Below are 20,424 nucleotides of genomic sequence, written 5' to 3'. Positions count from 1 at the left end.
CTCAAGCCCATGCGGGTGGACGGCAGGCTGGGCTCGCGGCCGCGGTGGTGAGCCAGAACAGGCCCGCGCACAGGAAGGCCGCCGCCGCGAAGACCAGCGATTGGGTGACGGAGTCGTCCCGCGCGCCGGCGACGAGCGCGCCCGCCGCGGCCAGTGACAGGGCCACCGCCGACAGGACGCGGGGGTGGCGGGCGGCGCCCGGCGCGTCGGCCGTGCGCGGAAAGCGGGTCGCGAACGCGTAGCAGGCGCAGGCCAGCAGCGTGGAGCCCAGTACGTCGCTGGGGCGGTGGTGGTAGGTGGCCTGGACGGCGCCGGCGGTGACGGCGAGCCACAGCACGCCGACGGTGGTGACGTACGGGCGGAGGCGGGGAGAGGCGATGAGGGTGGCGCCGAGGACGAGCCCGGCGGGGACGGCCACGTGTCCACTGGGGAAGCTGGCCTCGGTGAGCGAGACCCCCGCGTCCACGAGATCGGGGCGTGGCAGGACCAGTCTGGCGAGCTCCTTGGACCCGATCGTCCCGATGACGATCCCGATCGCCGCGACCCCCTGCCACCAGCGCCTGCGCACCAGAGCGACGGCCACGATCACCGCGATGCCCACGAGCAGGGTGGGCATCGCGGTGTGCTCCAGGGGCGGGAGGGCCGAGGACTGGTAGGCGGCGCCGGACCAGTCGTATATCCACGCCGGGTTGGCGCCGTCTCCGCTGAGCAGGGCGTTCTCCGCGCGTTGCCCGAACGGGGTGCAGACGGCGAGCAGGTAGACCGCCAGGAAGGTCAGGAGGCAGAGCGGAGCGGAGATCCGCAGGCGCGCCGGCCGTGCGCGTGCAGGTCCGGGTCCGGGTCCGGGTCCGATCGTGGTGCCCGGGATCTGGCCGGGGTTCGGGCGCGTGGACAGGGTGGTCGAGGGATCGTGCTGAGTCATCGTCTTCTCTGTCGTCGTGGGCGGGCAGCACAGTCACGTGCCGCTTCGGGCGCGGGTTCAGGCGCGGGGTGAGTCGGCAGGTCCGACTGGGCCGGCAGGGATGAGCCGACCCGGTCGGCCCACCGGGATTCCGCTCCTATCCGAGGAGCGCCCGGCTCTGCCGGCGTTGGGCGGTGATCGCCAGGGCCGGGAGGGGAGCGACGAGAAGGACGAGCACGACCAGGTCGGGCAGGGACTGCATGAACCCGTTCGGCTGGCCGACGATCGCCTGGGTACGGATGAAGGCGAACGTGGCGACGGGAATCAGCCACCGTCGGTCGCCGGTGGCGGCCGTCGCCACCCACGCGCCGAGCAGCGCGGCGACTTCGAGGGTGAACAGGCCGCGTTGGAAGGCCGGACTGACGGAGATGACGTGCAGGGACCCGGCCACGAACATGGCGAGTACGACGGGGAGCAGCCGACCGTACGAGTGGCGCCGCAGCCGGCCGGGACGGCAGGCCGTCAGCACGGCGCACGCGGTGCACAGGGCCCCGGACAGCATCAGGTCCCGGGCGGTGATCGGGGCGCCGAGTCCGTAGTAGCCGAGGCCCGCCTTGCCCTCGTCGCCGAAGAACGGGCTGCTGCCGTACGTGGCGCCGGCGAGGATCATCGCCGCTGCGGCCGGCAGGGCGATCCACGCCTTGCCCCGCAGGAGAGCGACCAGGCAGACCAGCGGAAGCAGCCCGTAGGGCAGGATCCGTGTCCGGGTGTCGGGACCTTGCGCCCACGGGTACCAGCCGGAGAAGTCGAAGGCGATGGCGTGCCGGCCGGGATCGATGTGCAGGGCCCAGTGCCACACGTCCTGGAGGTACGGGACGAGTGCCAGCGCCGCGAGGACGAGGGCGGTGAGGTGGATGCCGTCCAGCCACCACGGGCGGGCCGTGTCGTCCACGACGGCGCGGGCGCGGGCCTGCACCCCGGCACGTACCACGGCGACGACCTCCCTCGGCGGGGGCCAGGAACGGCCGGGGTACGCGTCGGCGAGACAGTCCAGCAACTCCTTCCCCTGCCGGGAGCGGTAGGGCTCGGGGTAGGCGGCGAGCAGCAGACGGTTCATGCCGGGGCCACCCCGACATCCCGGGTCCGCCCGAGGACGACGGCCGCGGCCTGCCGCATCCGCAGCGCCTCCCGGCCGAGCGCCTGGGTGCCGTCCTCGGTGATCCGGTAGTAGCGGCGAGCCCGCCCGTCCACGATCTCCTCGTCACCGGCGGCCACCAGCCCGGCCCGCTCCATTCGGTCCAGAGCGCCGTAGAGCGTGCCGACGGCGATCCGGAGCCGCCCGTCGGTGGCCTGCTCGGCGGCCTTGATGATGCCGTAACCGTGCAGCGGCCCGTCCATGAGCGCGGCGAGGATGAAGTACTGCGGTTCCGTCAGGGACGGGCTCTGTCGTGTCATGGACCGAGCATATATCGACCTACGAAGTATATCGGCAGCCGACCCTCCGTTCTGGGCACGGCGCGCACCGGGTTCGGGCAAGGCCGCGGGCTGCGCCCCCACTCCGCCCTCAGGGAGGGCGGAGTGGGGGGTGGGATGGGATGGGGGATCAGCAGGGCCGGATGTGGTAGACGGGGGTCCAGGACGCGGTGCCGGAGCCCTTGGCTACGTGGGACCAGCGTTCGCTGCCGTCGCTGTTGTAGAAGCGGGCGCGGGTGCCGGGGGTCTGGTTGTTGTTGAAGGTCCCGTCGCCGATGCCGTTGAAGTCGTAGTAGCCGCACCGGTAGTAGTCGTAGTTGACGCCGCGCCCGTCAGTGATGCACAGGTGTCCCTCGTTGCAGGCCCGGGGCGCGTCGGGGGCTGCCAGGTCGCGGGCTTCAGGCTGCCCGGGTGCCGGGACCGTCGCGGTGCCGCCGGGGATGGCGAGGGTGTTCGCCGAGGTCTGGCGCGCCCGCGGATCCCGGGCGAGAACGGCGTCGACCCGCCGCTGGAGCTGCCCGGCCTGCTCGTCGCTGAGGCCGGCGGCGCGCGCCTGCTCGGAATAGGTCTGCTGCTCGGTCCGGGCAGTCGGGGTCGAGGCGTGGGCGGACAGGGCGGGAGCTGCCATCAGGGCCACGGCGGCGCCCATCAGCCCTGCGGATCGGCGGAACGGAACACGCTTCAAGGTCTTCTCCAAGCGTCGGCTCTGCACCTCGTTCGAGGAGCAAGGCCACCCTTTCCACCCCACCATCCTTTCAATGGCCCTTGGCGAGGGTGCGCCACACGCCGTGAGGGATACAGACAGTCAGGAACAGTCAGGACCGCGCCTCGGAGGACGCCCGGCACCGGCCTCCAGGACCGTCCGCGACTCAGGACGGCATGCCGAAACGATCAGCAGGGGCGCGCGATTCCGTCGAGCCAGCGCCCGAACAGGCCCCGTACGGTCTCGGCGCACTCCACCTGCGGGTTGTGCCCGGCGGCATCGAGCACCGTTGCCGCCATCCGGGGGTAGTGGTCGAGCAGGGCCAGCTGGTCGCGCCAGCCCACCAGGGCGTCCTGCCGGGTGGTGACCAGCAGATGGCGCCCGTGGTGCGCGGGGGCCTGGTGCTCGGGCCAGTGCGGCAGGAGGAAGTCGGTCTCCAGCTCGGCGGCAGCCGCCTCGTCGTGGGCCCGCCAGCCGGGCAGCACGTATCGCTCGAAGAGTTCCCATCTGGGCTTGTCCAGGTGGGCCATGACGTAGCCGAAGAGCGCGCGGTCGGCGGCCGGGAGGCGGTCGAGCAGTTCCTCGTCGCGTTCCAGTGCTGTTCCCCCGGGCAAGGTCCGGTCGGCGCCCCAGCGCACCACCGGTACCAGCAGCGCCGAGCCGAGCACCTGCCCCCCGTACCGTGCCGTCACCGCCCGGGCCAGTTGGCCGCCGAAGGACTGCCCGACCACCGCGAACGGCCGGTCGCCGAGCTCGGCGTCGATCCATTCGAAGACGGCTTCGGCCAGGGCGGTCGCCGAGGTCGGGCCCGGCAGGCGGGGGCTGGCCCCGTGGCCGGGGAGGTCGAGGTAGAGGCGCCGCCAGCCGGGGCGGTCGGCGAAGGCGGGTTCGAGCGGCAGCAGAACGCGGTGGTCGACGGTGTAGCCGTGGATCAGGACGAGCGGCGTGCCGTCGCCGAATGCGGTGTGCCGGATGGCGGAGTAGGTCATGGCCACACCCTCCGACCTTGACACTCGTGTCAAGGTCAAGCAGGCAGTTCCGAGCCGGCCCCGGCCGGGGGGACGGCGAGCTCGCTGACCACCGACAGGTACTCCTTGATTCCATGTCAACGATAGACGATCCGCCCATGTCGACGAACGAACTCCGTTCCCCCACCCGTCCGATGGCACCGCCCACGCACCCGCCCCGACTGCCCTGGCCGGCGCTGCTGGCCCTGAGCACCGCCGGGTTCGTCACCTTGATGACGGAGGCCCTGCCGGCCGGTGTCCTGCCGGCGATGAGCACGGACCTCGGCGTCAGCCGCTGCCGCATTCGCCGGCGGCCTCCTCCTCGACCACACGGGCCCGCTCTCGCTGCCCTGGTCGGCCCTGGCGCTACTGGCCCTCACCCTGACCGTCACGGCCACCGCCCGCCACCACGGCTTCCCGACCCGCCGATGACCTCGTTCGCGTGACGACCGCGGGGCGGACGCGCGGGGCGCTACCCGCGGGGTACGTCCGCCGCGGCTGCCGCGTTGGTCGCCGCCGCGCCCCTGTTCCTCCCGGCCCTCGGCCCCTCCTCGCCCTCCACGGTCATGCTGTTGGGCGGGCCGGCAGCCGTCCTGACATCGGGGGCGGCCCGGGCCCGCTGGGCGGGGAGGAGCACCTGGCCCGAGGCCTCCGTCTCGGCCTCACGCCTCCGGCCTCATGGCGTGCCGGAGGCCCACGGTGCGCCATCCAGGATGCCAGTGGTGATTTGGACTAGATTGCCCCGCTATGGGAAATGGTGACGGGATCACCCGTCGTTCGGTGCTGAAGGCCATCCCCGCCGTGGGGCTCGCGGTGGTGCCCGGCCACATCCTGGCCTCGCGGCATGCCGTCGCGGCGTCGGCGGGCTTTCCGCAGCCTGTCGTCTCGGCCTCTCGGGCGGTGCCCTGGTGGGCGTCGGGGGTGCTGGAGCAGACGCTGGACGTCCGGTTGACGGATGTCTCCGTGCCGGGGTTCGGGCGGGTCACCACGCGTACGTACAACGGGGCGTTCCCTGGACCGACGCTGCGCCTGCGGGCCGGGCACACCCTGCGGCTGACGCACGTCAACGGGCTGCCGCCCAACCCTCCCCACATGAGCCGCGCCAACACGCCACACCGTCCCAACAGCTTCAACGTGCACACCCACGGGTTGCACGTCCGTCCGTCCGGGGACGCCGACAACGTCCTGCGCGAGTTCGCGCCGCGCACCTCGGACGAGGTCACCGCCGGTGCCGCCGAGCCGCGGTACGAGACGACCATCCACGTGCCGGCTGATCACCCCGCCGGCACCTACTGGTACCACCCGCACCTGCACGGATCGATCGCCGAGCAGATCGCCGGCGGCATGGCGGGGGTCGTCATCATCGAGGGTGACGTCGACGAGGTCCCCGAGATCAGGGCGGCCGCCGACATCGTCGTGTGCGTCAACGAACTCAAGGTCAAGGACGGCAAGATCCCCGCCTTCACCTCGGGCGGCTGGGTGACCGGCGTCCCCTCCACCTTCACCGTCAACGGCGCCGTCAACCCCACCCTCCAGCTGCGCCCGGGCGAGGTGCAGCGGTGGCGGCTGGTCTGCGCTACCGCGTTCACCGCGCTGCGGCTCCAGGTCAGCGGGGACAGCGGCAGCCTGCCACTGCACCAGATCGCCCAGGACGGGGTCACTCTCGCGAAGCCCGTCGTCCAGGACCGGATCGACCTGGCCATGGGCAACCGTGCCGACGTCCTGATCCGGGGCGGTGCCCCCGGCCGGTACGAACTGCGGGCCGACCGGGTGTCCGGGCCGCTGATGACGATCGAGGTCGCGGGAGAGCCCGTACAGCCGCCGATGGAACTGCCCGCCTCCCTGCCGCCCGGCAGGCCGTTCCTCGACGAGAAGGACATCTCGAACCCCGGCGCCGACCGCGAGGTGGTCTTCCACGCCGACGCCGGTGTCTTCGGCGGGCCGTTCCCCAACGCCTACCGCGTCCTGGGCACCAACCCCACGCCTGCGGCCGATCCCCACGGCGACCTCACCCGCGACCCGGCCTACGGCCTGTTCGACGCCGGCTTCACCAACCACACCCTGCGCCTCGGCACGATCGAGCGATGGACCGTCCGCACCGACGAGACGCTGCCCCCGCACCACCACCCGTTCCACCTGCACACCAACCCGGTCCTGCTCACCCACCGCAACGGCCGACGGCTTGATCCGCCGGTCTGGCACGACACCATCGGCCTGGCCGGCGGGAAACCCGGCGACTCCGTCACCTTCCTCGTCAAGTACGAGGACTTCACCGGCCGCACCATCGCCCACTGCCACCAGCTCCAGCACGAGGACCTCGGCATGATGCAGACCGTCGACTACGTCCCGGCGTGACGACCTGAGCCGAACGCCTTGGCGGGGAAGCGTCGCCGCTCGGCTCTTACGCGTGCCCGTCGCGCATGATCCGTCGTGCCACGGCCTGGGCCGCCCCGGCCAGTTCGCGGTCCACGGTGGCCGCGCGTTCTTCGTCCAGGACGACGCGGGCTGTGCGGGCTTCGCTTTCGGCGATGCGGCGGTGGCGCAGGTGGGTGGGCGGGTGAGTGGCGTCGACTGAGTGGCCGCGCAGCTCGGCGACCCTGCGGAGGCGGGCGCGCTCGTGATCCGGGACGGCCGCCATCTGCGTCGCGATGCGGTCCCACAGCCCGTCGGCCGGGTCGTCGTGCCGGGCCGCCGCCCCGCCGAGCCGGGTGCGGGCGGCGACGGTCTCGCGCTGCAGCGTGGTCTCGGCGCCTTCGGCGCAGAGCAGGCCGTCCATCAGGGCGGCGGCTGCGGCCGGTCCGGCGGCGCGGGCGGCGGAGCTGTCCGCGAGGTACTCGGCGCGCTGGGAGGCACGCAGCGTCGTCTGGTCGAGGAGCAGGGTCAGGCCGTGGACGGTCCAGCGGGGAAGGGCCGTGAGCATGTTCACGAACTGGTCCATCAGGGTGTCGCCGTCGTTCGGCGCGAGCAGGTAGCTCCAGGTGTCCAGCGACCGCAGGGCGCTGCCGACCCACAGGGAGTGCCGCGTGTCGCCGTGCGCGTAGTGCCCGAACTCGTGGCCCAGCAGAGCGATCCTCTCCTGCCGCCCCAGAGTGGCCCACAGGCTCATGCCGAGCCGCAGCACGCGCCGCTGCCGGACGCCGTACGTCCACACGCTCGCGTTCGCCTCCGCGCCGACCACGACAGCCTCGACGCCCACGGTCCCCACCGCGCCGGCCACCTCGTCGAGCAGCGCGAAGAGCCCCGGAGCGTCGGCCCTTTCGAGGACGGGCGCGTCCTGCCGGACCCCGGCCAGGCTGCCGAACCGGGGCCGCAGGACGAAGGCGAAGCCGAGCGCGAGCAGGCCGAGCACGGGCTGGAGACCCTCGCCCCAGCCCGCGATCACGAGCCACAGGCCGAGGGCGACGAGCGCCGCGGTGAGCCCGTGGACGACCGCGGCCAGGGCCGCCGCCCATACGCCCGCGGCACCGGGTCCCGGTACGGCGGCGGCGTCGGGCTCGTGTGCCAGCTCGGCGAACAGCTGCTCCCCGTACCGCTGCGCCATACCCCGCCGCATCCGGTCGATCCTGCCGCCTTCGGCCGGCTCGCCGCCTCCCGGATCCGCGTTCCAACCGCAGGCGGCGCACCACACCACGAACCGCGGATCGACCGGCATCCGCTCCCCGCACGCGGGGCATGCCTTTGCGTCGCGGCCCTGCTCTTGCTCCCCGATTGCCTCGGTGGTCTCTGTCATTCCCCCACCCCGGTACACCTGTGACATGACCAGATCATGCCATCCCCACGCTTCGGTACCGCGCCGCGTGATCGCGTAATCGCACCGCCGCCGCACGCCGAACCGCCGACGGGATACCTGCCGGAGGTGCGGCTGAGCGCCATGTGAGGCGATGGCCTCCTCCGGCTGTGCCGAGGCTGCGTTTTCGGGCGTTTCCGTTTTCGGGGGCACTCCCCTGATCCGCCTCCGCGCCGTCGCGAGCCGGTGGCGGTCGGAGGTGGTGCGGCGGTCCGGCCCCGCGCCCGACGCGCATCGGCCGGTGGTGACGGCGGGAGGCCACGGGCGCTTCACAGCGGCGCTGAATCGTTGCTGCCGACGGGCCGGCCCGCCTGCATCGTCATCCCGGATATGCCGGTGATCACGAACGTAAAGCACTTCTTCCTATCAATCGCCGTTCGAAATCGCTCGCCGCGCGCTGGCCAAAAAGCGTCGTCGAGGAATGAACGGGCCCTCTCGGCCGCTGCTAGTGTTCAGTCCCTCATTCGGACGTGAGGGAGATTCTCCGCATGGAAAATCGACCCGAGATGGGGTCACTTTCGGCTAAATCGTGGGCCATTGGAGCTTCCTCGCGCGAGGTGCTTCGGCATGTCGCCTATCCGCTTCTGGCCCTCTCCGCGGTCTGGCTTTTCAGCTCGACTCTGCACTACGGCTGGGACCGCGGGCAGGCCGTCCAGTTCTTCCTGGTCGGTGCCATTCTCTATCTCGCGGTGCTGGAACGACTGATCCCCCATCGCTCCGACTGGCATCCCAGCGTGCGAGAACTCTGCTGGTACGCGGCCTACTTCGTGTTCACCATGGCGGGAGCCGTACTCGCCCAGACGGTCGTCGCGTTCGTCGTCGCGGCGGCTCCGGGAGGGGGGCTCGGGCTTGCGCTGTGGGTGCAGGTGCCGGTGGCCCTGCTGGCTTCCTCGTTGGCCGGGTACCTGGCGCACCGATTCGCGCATTCCAATCGGTGGCTCTGGAAGGTCCACGGGATTCACCATGTTCCGGGGAAGGTCAATGTCGCCAACAACGGCGTCAATCACGTGCTGGACGTCGCGTTCAAACAGGGTGTCGTTCAATTGAGTCTCGGATTGTTGGGGTTCTCTCCCGACTGTCTCTTCGCGGTGGCGCTCTTCACCATCGTTCAGGGTTATTTCGTGCACGCGAATGTCGATGTCCGGCTCGGGCCGTTCAATCACGTGCTGGCCAGCCCTGAACAGCATCGGCTGCACCACAGCGCCGATGTGGCCGAGGCCGGGCACTACGGCGTCGACCTGTCGGTCTGGGACCGTCTCTTCGGCAGCTTCACCTGGCGGCCGGGCCGCCGGCCTGCCGTGGTGGGCGTCCAGGATCCGACGGCGTTCCCGGAGACCGGGGCGGTCCTCGCCGGCCTGCTCCATCCCTGGCGCCGCCCGACCCGCACCGCGTAGCCCCGTGCCGCGTAGCCCCGTGCCGTACGGGCGTCGTGCCCGAAAACCGCCCCTCGCCTGGCCCGTACCGAGGCGCCATCACTTCCGGATTGGACCATGACCGACTCACCCAACGCCGCCTTCCGTGACAAGGTCGCCATCATCGGCATCGGCTGCCGTCTCCCCGGACACGCGGGTGACCACCGGGCCTTCTGGCGGAACCTGATCGAGGGGCGGGACTGCCTCGTCCCCACCCCGGCGGACCGGTACGACACCACCACGCTCGGCAGCCGTGACCGGGCCAAGCCGGGCCGGCTCATCGGTGGCCGGGGCGGCTACATCGACGGCTTCGACGAGTTCGACCCCCACTTCTTCGGCATCAGCCCGCGCGAGGCGGAGCACATGGACCCGCAGCAGCGGAAGCTGCTGGAGGTGTCCTGGGAGGCGCTGGAGGACGGCGGGCAGAAGCCGGGCGAGCTGGCCGGGCGGGACGTCGGGGTGTTCATCGGCGCCTTCACGCTGGACTACAAGATCCTGCAGTTCGCCGACCTCGGCTTCGAGACGCTGGCCGCTCACACCGCCACCGGCACCATGATGACGATGGTGTCGAACCGCATCTCGCACTGCCTCGACTTCCGCGGCCCCAGCGTCTCGATCGACACGGCGTGCAGTTCCTCCCTGGTCGCGGTCCACCTGGCCTGCCAGAGCCTGCTGCGCGGCGAGAGCGAACTGGCCCTGGCCGGAGGCACCCTGCTGCACCTGGCGCCGCAGTACACGATCGCCGAGACCAAGGGCGGCTTCCTCTCCCCCGACGGGCGCTCGCGGGCCTTCGACGCCTCCGCCGACGGCTACGTACGGGCCGAGGGCGTCGGCGTGGTCGCCCTCAAGCGCCTGTCGGACGCCCTGCGCGACGGCGACCCGGTCCACGCGGTGGTGATCGGCAGCGGCGTCAACCAGGACGGGCGGACCAACGGCATCACCGTGCCCAGCGCGGACGCCCAGGCCAGGCTGATCGAGCGGGTGTGCGCCGAGGCGGGGGTCGCGCCCGGCAGCCTCCAGTACGTCGAGGCGCACGGCACCTCCACGCCGGTCGGCGACCCGATCGAGGCCGAGGCGCTCGGCCGGGTGCTGGCGATCGGCCGGGCACCGGGGGCGCGCTGCTACGTCGGCTCGGTCAAGACCAACATCGGGCACACGGAGTCCGCGGCCGGAGTGGCCGGACTGATCAAGACGGCGCTCGCCCTCCGGCACCGTCGCGTCCCTCCGCACCTGAACCTGGAACGCCCCAACCCCGCCATCGACTTCGCCGCGCTGCCGTTCGAGATCCCGACCGCGGCGGTGGACTGGCCGGAGCACGAAGGCCCCGCCCGGGCGGGCGTCAACTCCTTCGGCTTCGGCGGCACCAACGCGCACGTCCTGCTGGAGGAGGCGCCGCAGATCCAGCGAGGTGAGCGGAGTGCGGCGGACCAGGCGCCGCCCCTCTCCGTGCTGCCGTTGAGCGCCCGCCACGCGGCCGGGCTGGCGGAACTCGCGGGCGGCATCCGCCGGGAGATCGCCGCGGGGGTTCCCCTCGCGGACCTCGGGCACACGCTCGCGCACCGCCGCCAGCGGTTCGAGGAGCGGCTGGCGATCGTCCACTCCTCCCGCGAGTCCCTGGACGAGGCGCTGGCCGCCTGCGAACGCGGTGAGCCGCACCCCCGGGCGGTACGGGGCCGCCGGCGGGACGCCGGGCAGCGGCGGCTGGTCTGGGTGTTCACCGGCATGGGGCCGCAGTGGTGGGGCATGGGACGCCAACTGCTCGACGCGGAGCCGGTCTACCGAGAGGCCGTGGAGCGCTGCGACCGGGAGATCCGCCGGCAGGCCGGCTGGTCGCTGCTCGACGAACTGACCAGGCCCGAGTCGGAGTCCCGGATGGCCGAGACCTGGCTCGCCCAGCCGGCCAACTTCGCGGTCCAGGCGGGTCTTGCGGCACTCTGGGCGCACTACGGGGTACGGCCGGACGCGGTGGTCGGACACAGCACCGGCGAGATCGCGGCCTTCCACCAGGCCGGGGTGTACGGGCTTGAGGACGCGGTCCGGGTGGCGCTGGGCCGCAGCAGCCTCCAGCACCGGCTCGCCGGTACCGGCACCATGCTGGCGGCGAACCTGCCCGAGGAGGAGGCCGAACGGCTCGTCCGCCCGTACCGGGACCGGGTGTCGGTGGCCGCCGTCAACAGCCCGGCCTCGGTGACGCTCTCCGGGGACCCGGACACCCTCCGCGAACTCGCCGACGGGCTGGGCCGGGACCAGGTCTTCACCAGGTTCCTCGACGTCGAAGTGCCTTACCACAGCGTGCGGATGGACCCGATCCGCGCCGAGCTGCACGAGGCGCTGGCCGGGATCGAGCCGCGTCCTGCGACGCTCCCGCTGTACCTGACGGCCCGGGACGGACGCGCGCGCGGCCCCGAACTGGACGCCGGTTACTGGTGGGAGAACGTCCGGCAGCCCGTCCGGTTCCGCTCCGCGATCGACCGGCTCGTCGACGACGGGTACACCCTGTTCCTGGAGCTCGGCCCGCACCCCGTCCTCGGTCACTCGATCCGGGAGTGCCTGGACGCCCGGGCCGCGGACGGGCTGACCCTGCCCTCGATCCGCCGCCGGGAGGACGAACCCGAGCGGTTCGCCCGCTCCCTGGCCGGACTCCACACCCTGGGCGTCGAGGTGGACTGGACGGTGCTCCAGCCCGAGGGGCGGCCCGTGCCGCTGCCCCGCTACCCGTGGCAGCGGGACCGGTACTGGGTCGAGCCCCGGCCGGTCGAGCAGATCCGCCTCGGCCTGCTCGACCACCCCCTGCTCGGCCGCCGCACCGCCTCGCTCCAGCCGACCTGGGAGAGCCGCCTGGACACCGAGCGCCTGGCGTACCTGGCCGACCACCGGATCGAGGGCAGTACGGTCTTCCCGGCCGCCGGATACCTGGAGATGGCCGCCCAGGCCGTACGTGCGATGACCGGCGGCGATGTCGCCACCCTGGCCGACGTGGAGTTCTCCCGGGCCCTGTTCCTGCCCGAGGGTGAGTCCGCCACCGTCCAGCTCTCCTTCGCTCCGGAGGAGGCCAGGTTCACCATCGCCTCCCCCGCGGACGCCGGTGCCGGAACCGGAGCGGCCGACCCCACGGTGCACGCGAGCGGAGTCGTACGCACCGGCCAGCCGCGCCGGGTCACGGGACCACTGGACGCCGAGTCCGTCCGGACCCGCAGTGCGCGCCGTCTCGACCGGACCGCGTGTTACGGAGAGCTGGCGGCGCTCGGCTATCACTACGGCCCGGCCTTCCAGGCCATCGACGAGGTGTGGACCGGGCCCGGCGAGGCGCTGGCCCTGATCCGTCCCACCCCGGAGATCGGCGCCGACGCGGCGGACTGCCACGCGCATCCGGTGCTGCTGGACGCCTGCTTCCAGACCATGCTGACCGCGCTGTCCCCGGACGGCGGGCGTTCCGCCGGCATCCGCCTGCCCGTCGGGATCGAGGAGGTGCGCCTCGAACCGGTCGGGGACCGGCCGCTGTGGGCGCACGCCACCGTCACCGAGGAGAACGGCGAGGAGCTGATCGGCGATCTGGCCCTGTACGCCGAGGACGGGACCCCGCTCGGCAGGATCACCGGCTTCCGCGCGGCGGCGGTGGACAGCGTGGCGTCGGCGGTGAAGCTGAGCACCATCGACGGCTGGCTGGCCGAGGTCGGCTGGGAGGAAGTGGCGTCGGAGGAGCCCGAACCGGAGGGGTCCGGAGGTGAGGCGTCCGTCGGCCCGTCGGGTACGCGGGGTCCCGGCCTGCTGCTGTTCGCCGATGCGGACGGCCTCGCCGACCGGATCGGCGAGCTGGTGCGGGCCCGTGGCGGGCAGTGCCGGCTCGTACGTCCCGGCCGCGCCTACCGGCTCGGCGAACCGTACGCGACCGTCCGGCCGGACTCGGCCGACGATCTGCGGGAGCTGTTCGCGGACCTCGACCCGTCCATCCGGACCGTGGTCCACCTGTGGAACCTCGACCTGCCGGCGCTCGACGCCGTCGCCGCCGGGGACCTCGCCGAGATCGGCACCGTCGGCGCCTTCTCGCTCGTCCCGCTCGCCCAGGTGCTGCCCGAGGCCCGACCGGACGGACGGCTGCACATCGTCACCCGGGGCACCCAGGCCGTCCGGCCGGGCGATCCGGTGGAGCCGTGCGGCGCACCCGCCTGGGGCATCGGCCGGGTCCTGTGGCAGCAGGAGCTCATCGCCCAGGCCGGTAAGTTGATCGACCTCGATCCGACCGAAGGACCGGCTATGGGACCGGCTGCGGGACCGGCCACGGGACCGGCCGCGCCCCCGCCCGCCCCGTCATCGGCCGAAGCCGAAGCCCTCCTGCGCGAGCTGGCGGCCGACGACAGCGAGGACGAGATCGCTCTGCGTGGCGGCCGTCGCCACGTCAGCCGGCTGCGTCCGCCCGCCGGTCTCACCCGCCCGCTGCCGCTGCGGCTGCGTGCGGACGGCAGTTACCTGGTCACGGGCGCGTTCGGGGCGCTCGGGCGGCTGCTCTGCCGCACCCTGGTGCGGCGCGGGGCCCGGCGCCTGGTCCTGCTCGGCCGTACCGCCGTACCCGAGCGCGGCTCGTGGCACGGGCTCGATCCGCGGAGCCCCGCCGGGCAGCGGGTCGCCTTCCTCCGCGAACTCGAAGCCCTGGGGGCCGAGGTGCTGGTCGCGGCGGTCGACGTGACCGACCCGGAGGCGATGGAACGCTGGCTGGCCGAGCGGAGGAGCAGTGGACTGCCGCCGGTGCGGGGCGTGTTCCACCTCGCCGGGCAGGTACGGGACGTGCTGCTGCCGTCGCTGGACCGCGCGGCCTTCGACGCCGGCTACGGGCCGAAGGTGTACGGCGGGTTCCTCCTGCACCGGCTGCTGTCCGAGGAGCCGGTGGAGCACTTCGTGCTGTTCGCCTCGGTCGCCTCTCTGCTGACCACGGCCGGCCAGGTCAACTACGCCGCCGGCAACGCCTTCCTGGACGCGCTCGCCCACCACCGTCGCGCGCGGGGCCTGCCCGCGCTCAGCCTGGACTGGGGGCCGTGGGCCACCGGCATGATCGAGGAACTCGGGCTGGTCGCCCACTACCGGGACGCCCGGGGGATGAGCTCGCTCGCACCGGACACCGGGATGGCGGTCCTGGAGCGGGTGATCGGGCAGGACCGGGCCCAGCTGCTCGTCGCCACCGTCGTGGACTGGCCGGTGTTCCTCTCCTGGTACCCGACGCCGCCGAAGCTGGTCTCCGGCCTCGCGGCGGCCGCCGCGCGGGCCACCCCGACCGGGCAGGGCGGCAGCCTGCTCGACACCTTCCGCGGCTCCGACGAGACGGCTCGCGCGCGGCTGGTCGGCGAGCGCTTCGCCGCGCTGGCGGCGGGGGTGCTCCGGGTGGGTCCCGAGCTGATCGACGCGGACAGCCGGCTCGGCTCGCTCGGTCTCGACTCGCTGCTCGCGATGGAGCTGCGGGCCCGGGTCCACACGGAGCTGGGTGTCTCGCTGCCGGTGGTGGCCCTGCTCAGCAACGGGCCGGTCGGTGAGCTGACCGGCCGGCTCCTCGAAGGACTGGCCGAGCTGGTGTCGGCCGACGGGGCGCCGCAGGAGACGGCGGTGGAGCTGTTCACCGACGAGCAGCGTCACCCGCTCACCCACAACCAGCAGGCCCTGTGGTTCCTGCGGCAGCTCAACCCGGACGGCTTCGCCTACAACATCGGCGGCGCGGTGGAGGTCCGCGCCGCACTCGACCCGGAGCTGCTGTTCGAGGCGTTCCGCACCCTGATCGGGCGGCACCCGAGCCTGCGGGCCAACATCACCACCGAGTCCGGTCGCCCCGTGCAGCGCATCCGGAGCGAGGTCCGCGCCGACACCGGCCTGTTCGACGTCGAGGGCCGGTCCTGGGAGGAGATCCGCGCCCTGCTGGTCGGGGAGTACCGCAGGCCGTACGACCTGGAGCGCGATCCCCTGGTCCGGCTGCGGCTGTTCCGGCGTGGCCCGGACCGCTGGGTCCTCATGAAGGCCGTCCATCACATCGTCTCGGACGCGATCTCCACCTTCACCTTCATCGAGGAGCTGTTCGAGGTCTACCACGGCCTGCGCACGGGCCGGCCCGCGCAGCTGGCCCCGGTCGGGGCCCGCTACCTCGACTTCCTCAACCGGCAGAACCGCTTCCTGGCCGGGCCGGAGGCGCGGCGGATGCTGGACTACTGGCGCGGTCATCTGCCGGACGAGGTGCCGGCGCTCGACCTGCCCACCGACCGGCCGCGCCCGCCGGTGCAGACCGACAACGGCGCCTCGGAGTTCTTCCGGCTGGACGAGGAGCTGAGCGCCCGCGTGCACGCGCTGGCGCGCGAGCACAACGTCACCGTGTACATGGTGCTGCTGACCGCGTACTACCTGCTGCTGCACCGGTGGTCGGGGCAGGACGAGATCGTGGTGGGCAGCCCCGTCACCGGGCGTACCGAGGAGGAGTTCGCCTCCGTCTACGGCTACTTCGTCAATCCGCTGCCCCTCCACGTCAGCCTGGGCGGCGAGCCGACGGTGTCCGAGCTGCTGGCACGGGTGCGGGACACCGTCCTCGGCGGGCTGGACAACCAGGAGTACCCGTTCGTGCTGCTGGTAGAGCAGTTGGGCCTGCAGCACGACCCGAGCCGCTCGGCGGTCTTCCAGGCGATGTTCATCCTGCTCACCCACAAGGTGGCCACGGAACGCTTCGGCTATGAGCTGGAGTACATCGAACTCCCGGAGGAAGAGGGCCAGTTCGATGTCACCCTGTCCGCCTACGAGGACCGTTCGGACGGCCGCTTCCACTGCGTCCTCAAGTACAACACCGACCTGTTCGACGCGGAGACGGTCCGGCGGATGGCCGGGCACTACCGCAACCTCCTCGACGGCCTCACCCGCGCACCCGGCGAGCGCCCGGCCGGCCGGCTGCCGATGCTCGGCGCCGGTGAACGGGAGCGGATCGTCACGGAGTTCAGCGGCGGCAACCGGACGATCGACCACGACGTCCCGGTGCACGAGCTGATCGGCAAGATCGCCGCCCAGTACCCGGAGGCGGTCGCCGTGTCCGTGCCCGGCGGGCAGCGCCTCGGGTACCGGGAGCTGGAGCACCGCTCCCGGCGCATGGCGGCCTCGCTCCGCGCACTCGGCGTCGGGGAGGGCACGGTGGTGGCGCTCTGCCTGGACAAGTCCCCGGAGCTGGTGATCGCCCTGGTGGCGGTCCTCCGGGCCGGTGGCGCCTACCTGCCGCTGGATCCGGACCACCCGGCCGAGCGGCTGGCCGAGCTGATGACCCACGCCGGAGCCCGGCTCGTGGTGACCGACCGGCTCCAGGACGAGGTGTCCCGGCTGCCCGGCAGGCCGGTGACCCTCGACGAGCTGGACCGGCCCGAAGCCGACGCCCGGCCGGAGCCCGTCGTGGGCCTCGACCAGGCCGCGTACGTGATCCACACCTCCGGTTCCACCGGCCGCCCCAAGGCCGTCCAGGTCAGCCACCGCAACCTCGCCTCGGTGTTCGTGGCCTGGCAGGCGGAGTACCGGCTGGACACCGAGGCCCGGGTCCATCTGCAGATGGCGGGCGTCTCCTTCGACGTCTTCACCGGAGACGTGGTCCGGGCCCTGTGCTCCGGCGGCACCCTGGTCCTGGTCGACCGCGACCTGCTGTTCGACACCGCGCGGCTGTACCGGACCATGCGGTCCGAGGGCGTCGACTGCGGAGAGTTCGTCCCGTCCGTGGCGCGCGGCCTCCTGGCGTACTGCGAGCGGGAGGGCCTGAGCCTGGACTTCATGAGGCTGCTGATCGTCGGCTCGGACGCGTGGAAGGCGGGCGAGCACCAGCGGCTCATCGCCGTCTGCGGCCCGGCGACCCGGGTGGTGAACTCCTACGGTCTCACCGAGGGCACCATCGACAGCGCCTTCTTCGAGGGTCCGGCCGGCCACCTGGAGGCGGGCCGGATGGTGCCGGTCGGCCGGCCGCTGCCCAACAGCGAGGTGTACGTCCTCGACCGGCACGGCGAGCCCGTACCCCCGGGCGTGGCGGGCGAGTTGTGGATCGGCGGTGCCGGGGTCGCCACCGGGTACCTCGGCGAACCGGAGCGGACGGCCGAGCGGTTCGTCACCCTCACGCCGGACCGCGAACCCGTGCGGCTGTACCGGACGGGCGACCTCGGTCACTGGGACGCCGACGGTGTGCTGCACCTCCTCGGCCGGGCCGACGGCCAGGTCAAGGTCCGCGGCCACCGGATCGAGACCGGCGAGATCGAGGCCCGGCTCGCGGCCCGGCCCGAGCTCGCCCAGGTGTGCGTCACGGTGCGGCGGGACGAGGCCGGCGAGAACCTGCTGTGCGCCTACTGCGTGCCCGCGGAGGGCTCCGGGCTCGACGCGCGGGAGCTGCGCCGGCACCTCGCGGAGCAGCTGCCCACGTACCTGATCCCCGCGCATTTCACCGAACTGCCGGCGCTGCCGCTCACCGCGAACGGCAAGGTCGACCTCGCCGCGCTCCCGGAACCCCGCACCGAGGCAGGACCGGACCGGCACGAGCCGCCGGTGACGCTGTACGAGCAGCGGATGGCCGCGCACTGGCAGGCCCTGCTCGGGCTCGAACAGCCCGGTCTGCGGGACGACTTCTTCGAGGCGGGCGGCAGCTCGATCAAGCTGATCGAGCTGATCCACCACCTCCGGACCGAGTTCAACGCCGCCGTCCCCGTCGGCCGGCTGTTCCGGACCAGCACCCTGCACGGCATGGCCCGCACCCTGGAGGACGTCGTCACCGGACGGCTGCCCGGTGCCGAGCCGTACCTGTGGTTCAACCCCGGCGCGGAGCGGACCAGGACGGTCTTCTGCCTGCCGCCTGCGGGAGGCCACGGGCTGGTCTACCGGCAGCTCGCGGCCCTGATCCCCGAGTACCGCTTCGCCGCGTTCAACTACCTCTCCGGCACGGACAAGGCCGCCCGGTACGCGGATCTGGCCGAGGAGCTGCACCCGGACGGGCCGTACACGCTGTTCGGCTACTCGCTCGGCGGCAACCTCGCCTTCGAGATCGCCGAGGAGCTGGAGCGGCGGGGCCGCACGGTGAGCAGCGTGGTCATCATGGACTCGTACCGGATCACGGAGGCCGTGACGCTCGGCGAGGAGCACCTGGCCGAGTTCGAGCAGGAGCTGGCCGGGCACCTGCGCCGGCACACCGGGTCGGAGATCGTCGCCCGGGAGACCGTCGAACAGGCCCGGGAGTACCTCGCCCACTGCGGCGCCCATCCCGCCCTGGGTGTGCTCCGCGCCCCGATCGTGGTGATCGCGGACCAGGACAAGCTGGGCCACTTCGCGGCGGGCGAGCCCGGCAGCTGGCACAACGCCTCCACCGCCGGCTGCACGCTGCACCAGGGCCACGGGCGGCACGCCGAGATGCTCGACGGCGTGTTCCTGGACCGCAACGCCGAGCTGGCCCGCACCCTGCTGGCGGGGGGTGTCCCGCATGGCGGCGCGTGACACCGGCCCCCAGTGGGGCGCCCGGCCTCCTGGCGGACGGCCGCGCGTCATCATCATCGGCGCGGGGATGTCGGGCCTGGCCGCCGGCTGCTACGCGCAGATGAGCGGACTGGAGAGCCGCGTCTTCGAGAAGCACGTCCTCCCCGGCGGCTGCTGTACCGCCTGGGCCCGGCAGGGCTACCTCTTCGACTACTGCATCGACTGGCTGATCGGCACCGCAGCCGGCACCGGGGCGAACGACGTCTGGCGCGAGCTCGGCGCGCTGGACGGCAAGCGGATCACCTCGTTCGACCAGTTCAACCGGGTGGTCGACGCGCACGGCAGATCCGTCACCTTCTACAACGACCCCGACCGGCTCCAGCACCATCTGCTGGAGATCTCGCCCGCCGACGCCCGGCTGATCCGCTCGTTCTGCCGGGACCTCCGGCGCTTCGCCGCCCTCGGCCCCCGCTGGGAGCTGAAGCCGCCGCCCCTGAAGTCCGCGGCGGAGAAGGCCAGGACGCTGCTCGGCATCCTGCCCGCGTTCCGGCTGTACTGGCGCACCGCGGCCACCCCCATGCGCCGCTTCGCGGACCGCTTCGAGGACCCGCTGCTGCGCCAGGCGTTCCCGAACATGTTCCTGCAGGAGCTCACCGGTTTCCCGCTGCTCCCCTACCTCTTCACCATGTCCTGCGCGTACAACGGCAACGCCGGGTTCCCGGAGGGCGGTTCGCTCGGACTGGCCCGTTCGGTCGAGGAGCGGTACACCGGCCTCGGCGGGCACGTCGGCTACCGCTCGCGGGTGGAACGCATCCTCGTCGAGGACGGGCGGGCCGTCGGCGTACGGCTCCGCGACGGGCAGGAGCACTTCGCCGACCACGTGATCGCCGCCTGCGACGGCCCGACGGTCCTGGACCGGATGCTGGACGGGCGGTGGACCAGCCCGCGTACCGACCGCCTCTACCGCGAGCTGCTGGACAGCCCGGGCAACCTGTACCCGGCGGTGGTCTCCGCGTTCGTCGGCCTGGACGGCCCCCTGCCCGCCGGTGAACCGCACAGCACCACCTACCTGCTCGGCCCGGAGCAGGGCGCCGCCCTGCCCGGCTGCCTGCAGCACAGCCTGGTGGTCCAGCAGCGTTCGGGCTACAGCACCGGCTTCGCGCCGGCCGGGAAGTCGGTCCTGCACTGCACGTACTTCACGGACCACCGGTCCTGGCAGGAGCTGCGCGCGGCCGACCGCAAGGCGTACCGGGCGCGCAAGCGGCAGGTCGTCGACTTCCTCCGCCGGTTCCTGGCCGAGCGGCACCCGGGCATCGAGGAGCGGATCGAGCTGGTCGACGTGGCCACCCCGGCCACCACGGAGCGCTACACCGGCAACACCTACGGGAGCATCCTGGCCTGGAAGGCGTTCTCCGAGGCCGACGACGTGTCGACCGCGCTGGTCAACCGGGACCGGATGCGGCTGCCGGGCCTGAGCGGCTTCTCGATGGCCGGGCAGTGGACCGGCATGGGCGGCCTGATCCGGGCGGCCACCAGCGGCCGGTACGCCGTCCAGTACCTCTGCGCCGAGCTGGGCCTGGAGTTCCGGGCCTGGCCGAGCGAGGGGACCGAACCCTGGCATCCCGGGAAGCTGGGCCGGCTGCCGCAACTCGAACCGCGACGGACTGCCCGGAAGGCGGCGGTGGCCGAATGACCCG

10 protein-coding genes are annotated in these 20,424 nt (G+C 72.6%); 4 read left to right on the top strand and 6 right to left on the bottom strand.

The genetic code is table 11. The annotated features are described in order from the left end of the window. Position 1 precedes the first annotated feature (1 nt). The 5 genes from ACZ3ZE_RS27655 to ACZ3ZE_RS27635 all read right to left on the bottom strand — a co-directional run bounded on the left by ACZ3ZE_RS27655 (position 2) and on the right by ACZ3ZE_RS27635 (position 4,066). Positions 2–922 carry a phosphatase PAP2 family protein gene (locus tag ACZ3ZE_RS27655; protein WP_467261138.1) on the bottom strand — a complete coding sequence of 307 codons (921 nt, stop codon included), beginning with the start codon at positions 920–922 and terminating at the stop codon, positions 2–4. 136 nt (positions 923–1,058) lie between these two features. Beyond that, positions 1,059–2,018 carry a hypothetical protein gene (locus ACZ3ZE_RS27650; RefSeq protein WP_467261136.1) on the bottom strand — a complete coding sequence of 320 codons (960 nt, stop codon included), beginning with the start codon at positions 2,016–2,018 and terminating at the stop codon, positions 1,059–1,061. Continuing rightward, positions 2,015–2,356 (bottom strand): PadR family transcriptional regulator, encoded by a 342-nt coding sequence (locus tag ACZ3ZE_RS27645; RefSeq protein WP_361177384.1) that lies wholly within the window; start codon positions 2,354–2,356, stop codon positions 2,015–2,017. The genes ACZ3ZE_RS27650 and ACZ3ZE_RS27645 overlap by 4 nt, the downstream gene beginning before the upstream one ends. Positions 2,357–2,504: 148 nt before the next feature. Next, the gene (locus tag ACZ3ZE_RS27640) at positions 2,505–3,059 is read right to left on the bottom strand and encodes a hypothetical protein (protein ID WP_467261134.1); all 555 of its coding nucleotides are present in this window, start codon (positions 3,057–3,059) and stop codon (positions 2,505–2,507) included. A gap of 206 nt (positions 3,060–3,265) precedes the next feature. Further along, positions 3,266–4,066, bottom strand: a complete 801-nt coding sequence (locus tag ACZ3ZE_RS27635; protein ID WP_467261132.1) for an alpha/beta fold hydrolase — start codon at positions 4,064–4,066, stop codon at positions 3,266–3,268. 765 nt (positions 4,067–4,831) lie between these two features. Here ACZ3ZE_RS27635 and ACZ3ZE_RS27630 point away from each other — a divergent pair. Continuing rightward, a complete protein-coding gene (locus ACZ3ZE_RS27630; RefSeq protein ID WP_467261130.1) occupies positions 4,832–6,439 on the top strand; it encodes a multicopper oxidase family protein in 1,608 nt (535 codons plus the stop codon). A 46-nt stretch (positions 6,440–6,485) separates the two neighbouring features. Here the strand turns inward: ACZ3ZE_RS27630 and ACZ3ZE_RS27625 are convergent, their stop codons facing one another. Further along, entirely contained in the window at positions 6,486–7,736 is a 1,251-nt protein-coding gene (locus ACZ3ZE_RS27625; protein WP_361177378.1) for a M48 family metallopeptidase, read from the bottom strand. 623 nt (positions 7,737–8,359) lie between these two features. Here ACZ3ZE_RS27625 and ACZ3ZE_RS27620 point away from each other — a divergent pair. The 3 genes from ACZ3ZE_RS27620 to ACZ3ZE_RS27610 all read left to right on the top strand — a co-directional run bounded on the left by ACZ3ZE_RS27620 (position 8,360) and on the right by ACZ3ZE_RS27610 (position 20,420). Continuing rightward, on the top strand, positions 8,360–9,265 hold the full coding sequence (locus ACZ3ZE_RS27620; protein WP_361177375.1) for a sterol desaturase family protein: 906 nt from the start codon (positions 8,360–8,362) through the stop codon (positions 9,263–9,265). Between the two features lie 96 nt (positions 9,266–9,361). Further along, entirely contained in the window at positions 9,362–18,748 is a 9,387-nt protein-coding gene (locus ACZ3ZE_RS27615) for an amino acid adenylation domain-containing protein (protein ID WP_467261128.1), read from the top strand. Next, positions 18,735–20,420: a phytoene desaturase family protein gene (locus ACZ3ZE_RS27610; RefSeq protein ID WP_361177370.1), complete on the top strand. Its 1,686-nt coding sequence runs from the start codon at positions 18,735–18,737 to the stop codon at positions 20,418–20,420. The genes ACZ3ZE_RS27615 and ACZ3ZE_RS27610 overlap by 14 nt, the downstream gene beginning before the upstream one ends. Positions 20,421–20,424 lie beyond the last annotated feature (4 nt).

The sequence above is a fragment of the Streptomyces sp. NPDC023157 genome, assembly GCF_055560575.1.
Note: the sequence above shows the minus strand (reverse complement) of the source record. Positions and strands in the feature narration are given on the sequence as shown.

Coding starts and splice junctions, on each gene's coding strand:
- ACZ3ZE_RS27655 (WP_467261138.1), bottom strand. CDS start 922: ATGACTCAGCACGATCCCTCGACCACCCTGTCCACGCGCCCGAACCCC.
- ACZ3ZE_RS27650 (WP_467261136.1), bottom strand. CDS start 2,018: ATGAACCGTCTGCTGCTCGCCGCCTACCCCGAGCCCTACCGCTCCCGG.
- ACZ3ZE_RS27645 (WP_361177384.1), bottom strand. CDS start 2,356: ATGACACGACAGAGCCCGTCCCTGACGGAACCGCAGTACTTCATCCTC.
- ACZ3ZE_RS27635 (WP_467261132.1), bottom strand. CDS start 4,066: ATGACCTACTCCGCCATCCGGCACACCGCATTCGGCGACGGCACGCCG.
- ACZ3ZE_RS27630 (WP_467261130.1), top strand. CDS start 4,832: ATGGGAAATGGTGACGGGATCACCCGTCGTTCGGTGCTGAAGGCCATC.
- ACZ3ZE_RS27625 (WP_361177378.1), bottom strand. CDS start 7,736: ATGCCGGTCGATCCGCGGTTCGTGGTGTGGTGCGCCGCCTGCGGTTGG.
- ACZ3ZE_RS27620 (WP_361177375.1), top strand. CDS start 8,360: ATGGAAAATCGACCCGAGATGGGGTCACTTTCGGCTAAATCGTGGGCC.
- ACZ3ZE_RS27615 (WP_467261128.1), top strand. CDS start 9,362: ATGACCGACTCACCCAACGCCGCCTTCCGTGACAAGGTCGCCATCATC.
- ACZ3ZE_RS27610 (WP_361177370.1), top strand. CDS start 18,735: ATGGCGGCGCGTGACACCGGCCCCCAGTGGGGCGCCCGGCCTCCTGGC.